General features: G+C 49.6%; 3 protein-coding genes. All 3 read left to right on the top strand.

Annotated elements, in window-relative coordinates; translation table 11 throughout:
• The first annotated feature begins 153 nt into the window (after positions 1-153).
• The gene (locus IM500_RS13640; RefSeq protein WP_287738680.1) at positions 154-453 is read left to right on the top strand and encodes a restriction endonuclease subunit S domain-containing protein; all 300 of its coding nucleotides are present in this window, start codon (positions 154-156) and stop codon (positions 451-453) included.
• Between the two features lie 228 nt (positions 454-681).
• Positions 682-4,128 carry a DEAD/DEAH box helicase family protein gene (locus IM500_RS13635; protein ID WP_190723793.1) on the top strand — a complete coding sequence of 1,149 codons (3,447 nt, stop codon included), beginning with the start codon at positions 682-684 and terminating at the stop codon, positions 4,126-4,128.
• A 28-nt stretch (positions 4,129-4,156) separates the two neighbouring features.
• A partial coding sequence (locus IM500_RS13630) for an Rpn family recombination-promoting nuclease/putative transposase (RefSeq protein ID WP_287738677.1) occupies positions 4,157-4,515 on the top strand: 359 nt, incomplete at its 3' end.

The raw sequence follows: 4,515 nt of genomic DNA, 5'->3' as shown, positions 1-4,515 counted from the left end.
TCTAACACTTTCTGGTATAGTTCACTTATCATTTTCGTTATTTAGGTCATATATGGTAAATATGACTTATCTTTTTTGGGAGTCTGTGTCTGTATTCCATGCTACATAAGCTTTTCAGCTGGCTTGTCCCCCTGTCAGCTTTTCAGTTCATTTATGATCCGAGTCAGGCCGAGGACAGACCTGATTAATCCAGAGTTTTTATCTTTAATGCTTAGAACTCCACCGATGAGAAATAGACTGATTTTAGGTTCTAACACATCTACAATCACTAATATTTCACAGCCAGGATTATCCAAAATTGAGGTCGTTGTTCCTCCTATCAAGACACAAAATCTAATTACAAAAGTTACGAAAAATATCGAAGAATCTGTTCGGTGTCATCTTCAGGCGCTTGAACAATCCGAAAATCTCTTTAATTCCCTTTTACAAAGAGCATTTAGAGGGGAACTGTAGCCATGGTAGCCGGCGGATTACTGCCATAATCTTGTGGGAAATACCATTAAAAAAGACCGTTGGACAATTAACCAAGATTCCTATCATCTCACACTGTCACGCGGGAAAACCCTAAATAAAATAACCGAACTTGCTGTTTTTTTATATAACTGTTAAACAATAATCAGGTAAAATATAGAGATAGCCAAAACTTTGGGAATAATAAAGTTATAGACTGGGGAGCGCAATATGGACTCAAACTTCTCCTTCCTGCGAGATCAATTCCCGACAATCTACGATCATGCCAGCCAAGCGGAGGGATTAGTCTTCAGTAACCCCCGGGCCAGTTGCTTCTATACCCGTTTTGTTCTAGAGCAAATGGTCTGCTGGCTCTATGAAAACGACCCCTACCTGCAACTGCCCCGGGACAATAGCCTAGGCGCTCTCATCCACGAGCAAACCTTTAAAGATAACCTTAAACCTGGACTTTTCGGCAAAATTCGCACCATCCACAGAATCGGCAACAACGCCGCCCACGATACCAGCACCATCAGTGAACGGGACTCCCTGCACCTGATCGAGGAACTATTTCATCTCACCTACTGGCTGGTGCGCTACTATGGGCAGAATGGGCGAAAATTGGGCGATATTAGCTTCGATCGCCAGAAGATACCCCCGGCCGCACCCCCCGCTCCCAAACAACTGCAAGACCTGGAAAAACGCCTGTCCCAAAGCGATGCCCTGCGCCAATTGGCCGAAGCAAAACAGCGCCAAACCGAGGCCGAACTGGCAGCCGCTAGGGCCGAACGGGATGCCCTCCTCGCCCAAAATCGAGCGATCGCTGACCGGCACGACTACAACGAAGCCGACACCCGCCGCTACCTGATCGATGTACTACTCCAAGAGGCCGGCTGGGATACCAAAGCAGCCAACGTCACCGAGTTCGAGCTGCAGGGGATGCCCATCCAAAAGCCCGGAGATACCGGACGCGGTTTCGCCGATTATGTACTATGGGGCGACGACGGCAAACCCCTCGCCGTTGTGGAGGCAAAACGCAGCAGCAAAAGCGCCGACAGCGGCCAACAGCAGGCCAAACTCTACGCCGACTGCTTAGAAAAAGACTACAACCAGCGCCCCGTTATTTTCTACAGCAACGGCTACGAAACCTATCTCTGGGATGATCTCGCCTATCCCCCCCGTCCCGTCCTCGGTTTCCTGCGAAAAACCGAGCTAGAACGGCTAATTTTCCGCCGTTCCCACCGTAAACGCCTCAGGGACACCGCCATTAACGAGGATATTGTCGGCCGTCCCTACCAGAAAGAGGCCATCCGCCGCATTACCGAAACCTTTGAAGAAAAGTGCGCCCGTAATTCCCTCTTGGTTATGGCCACCGGAACCGGCAAAACCCGAACGGCGATCGCATTGGTGGAACTGCTCAAGAGTGCCAATTGGGTAAACCGAGTCCTGTTTCTGGCCGATCGCAATGCCCTATTAAAGCAAGCCTATCGAGCCTTTCAGCGTCATCTACCCAGCGTTACCGTCCTGCATCTGACCCGCAGCAAGGACGTGACGGGGGCTAACGTCCTCTTCTCCACCTATCAAACCATGCTCAACGCCATCGATCACATGGATGCAGAGGGGCGAATCTTTGGGGTGGGTTATTTTGACCTAGTGATCATCGATGAGGCCCATCGCTCCATTTATCAGAAATACGGCGAAATATTCGATTATTTCGATGCCCTGCTGGTGGGGCTAACTGCCACGCCGCGCTCGGAAATAGACCGGGACACCTACCGCATTTTCCAGCTACCCCAGGGCGTGCCTACCTTCGCCTACGAGTTAAATGATGCCGTTAGGGATGGCTACCTTGTCCCCCCCAAGGGCGTTACTGTACCGTTTAAGTTTCTGCGTACTGGGGTTAAATACAGCGATCTAACCCCGGAGGAGCAGCTAGACTACGAGGAGAAGTTCCGGGACGAGGAAAGCGGCGAACTACCGCAGGCAATTAACGCAGCTGCCTTTAATGACTGGTTGTTCAATATCGACACCGTGGATCAAGCATTAGAATTATTGATGCAACGGGGGCTAAAGGTCAACAGTGGCGATCGATTGGGTAAAACGATTATTTTTGCCCGTAATCACCGGCACGCCCAATGTATCTGCGATCGCTTTAACAGTAACTATCCTCACTACAAAGGCCATTTCGCCAAAATTATTGACAGTCACGACAATTACGCCCAGAGTCTGCTCGATGACTTCAGCGAGGTCAACAAAGAACCGATTTTAGCCGTCTCGGTGGATATGCTCGATACCGGCGTAGATGTGCCGGAAGTGGTCAATTTGGTCTTTTTTAAGCCCGTATTCTCCCGGGTGAAGTTCAATCAGATGATCGGGCGCGGGACCCGTCTCTGTCAGGATTTGTTCGGGCCTGGCAACCATAAAACCGAGTTTCTGGTCTTCGACCTCTGCGGTAATTTCGAGTATTTCGAGCAGGATATCGATGAAACAAGCCAGAAAATACCTGAAAGCCTCACCAGTCGCCTAGTGAAACATCGCCTCGAGTTGGCAACCCGTCTCGCTCCCTCCAAGCCAAGCGCGACACCTAGGGCAAGAGAGCAGTCCTCTACTTACAAAGTCGATCGATCCGGCGACCTATACACGAGTTTGCTCGATGCACTCCATCAACACATCGCCACCATGCCCCGGGATAATTTCCTCGTGCGTCGTCGCTTGCCGCAGGTGGAGACCTTTAGTCAGCGCCAGCGTTGGAACAACCTCAGTCAGGAGGACGCGGCCACCATTGCCGACTCCTTGGCCGGTTTACCCAATGGTTTGCCCAATGAGGATCCCCTGGCCAAGGAATTCGACCTTCTCTGTGTGAAACTGCAATTAGCCATTCTCAAGGCCGACCGTAGTTATGAGCGATTGCGGGACAAAGTGCGGGATATTCTCTTTCAACTGGAGACTAAGCCCGATATACCGATGATTAAGGGGCAATTAGCCTTTATTCGCGAGGTGCAGGACGAAAGCTGGTGGACCAGAGCAACGCCGTCAATGGTGGAGGGGATTCGGGTGCGTGTCCGGGATCTGGTCAAGTTTATTGATCGCCAAAAGCAGCAGATCGTGATCACCGATTTTGTCGATGAGATGGGGGAGGTGCAGATTGTCGATATTCCCACCCATCAGACCGGTTTTAGTCGCGAACAGTATCGCCGGAAAGTCGAGTCCTATATCCGTCAGCATCAGGATCACCTTGCGATCGCTAAGTTGCGGCGCAATATCCCCCTAACGGACAGGGATTTATCTGCCCTAGAGGAGATGCTATTTTCGGCCGCAGAAATTGAGAGCCGTCAGCGTTTTGAGGAGGTCTTTGGCCGGACGAAAAGCCTCAAGCTCCTGATCCTGGAAATCGTCGGACTCGATCCCGCAGGGATCCGCGTAGCGGCACGCCAAGCGGCTAAACAAGCTTTTGCCCGTTATTTGCAGGGGACAAACTTCTCGGCCAATCAAATCCGTTTTATCGAAAATATCATCGATATCCTCACTAAAAACGGAATTATGAATCCGGGGGCGCTCTACGAGCCTCCTTTTACTGATAACCATCCCGAAGGTCTAGATGGGATGTTTAATGATGGGGAAGCTGATCGGATCGTCTCGATTTTGCGATCGTTTAATGAGTCCGTTGATGCGGTTTAAGAACAAGCGCGGATGAAGAAATAAAAGCATGAAAACTGACACGATTTTTTATCAACTCTTTCAATCATTCCCCTCTATCTTCTTTGAATTAATTCAACTCCCTATCAGCGAAGCCAATAACTACCGCTTTGACTCAGTGGAAGTCAAACAACTTTCCTTTCGTCTCGATGGAGTCTTTCTGCCTCAAAATAATCACCCCCAGACTCCTATCTACTTCTGTGAGGTACAATTTCAAGAAGATGAGGCTTTTTATCAGCGCTTTTTCACTGAAATATTCTTATATCTCAGTAAAACTGACTTAACCAATGATTGGCGGGGTGTGATTGTCTATCCTAACCCTCAAGTAGAAACCGATAAAGTTCAACGCTATCGGGAACTCCTCAACTC

This window comes from Microcystis sp. M179S2, assembly GCF_020245805.1.
Lineage (GTDB): Bacteria > Cyanobacteriota > Cyanobacteriia > Cyanobacteriales > Microcystaceae > Microcystis > Microcystis aeruginosa.
The sequence above is the reverse complement of the archived record's forward strand: the minus strand, read 5'-3'. Positions and strand labels throughout refer to the sequence as shown.

Coding starts and splice junctions, on each gene's coding strand:
- IM500_RS13640 (WP_287738680.1), top strand. CDS start 154: ATGATCCGAGTCAGGCCGAGGACAGACCTGATTAATCCAGAGTTTTTA.
- IM500_RS13635 (WP_190723793.1), top strand. CDS start 682: ATGGACTCAAACTTCTCCTTCCTGCGAGATCAATTCCCGACAATCTAC.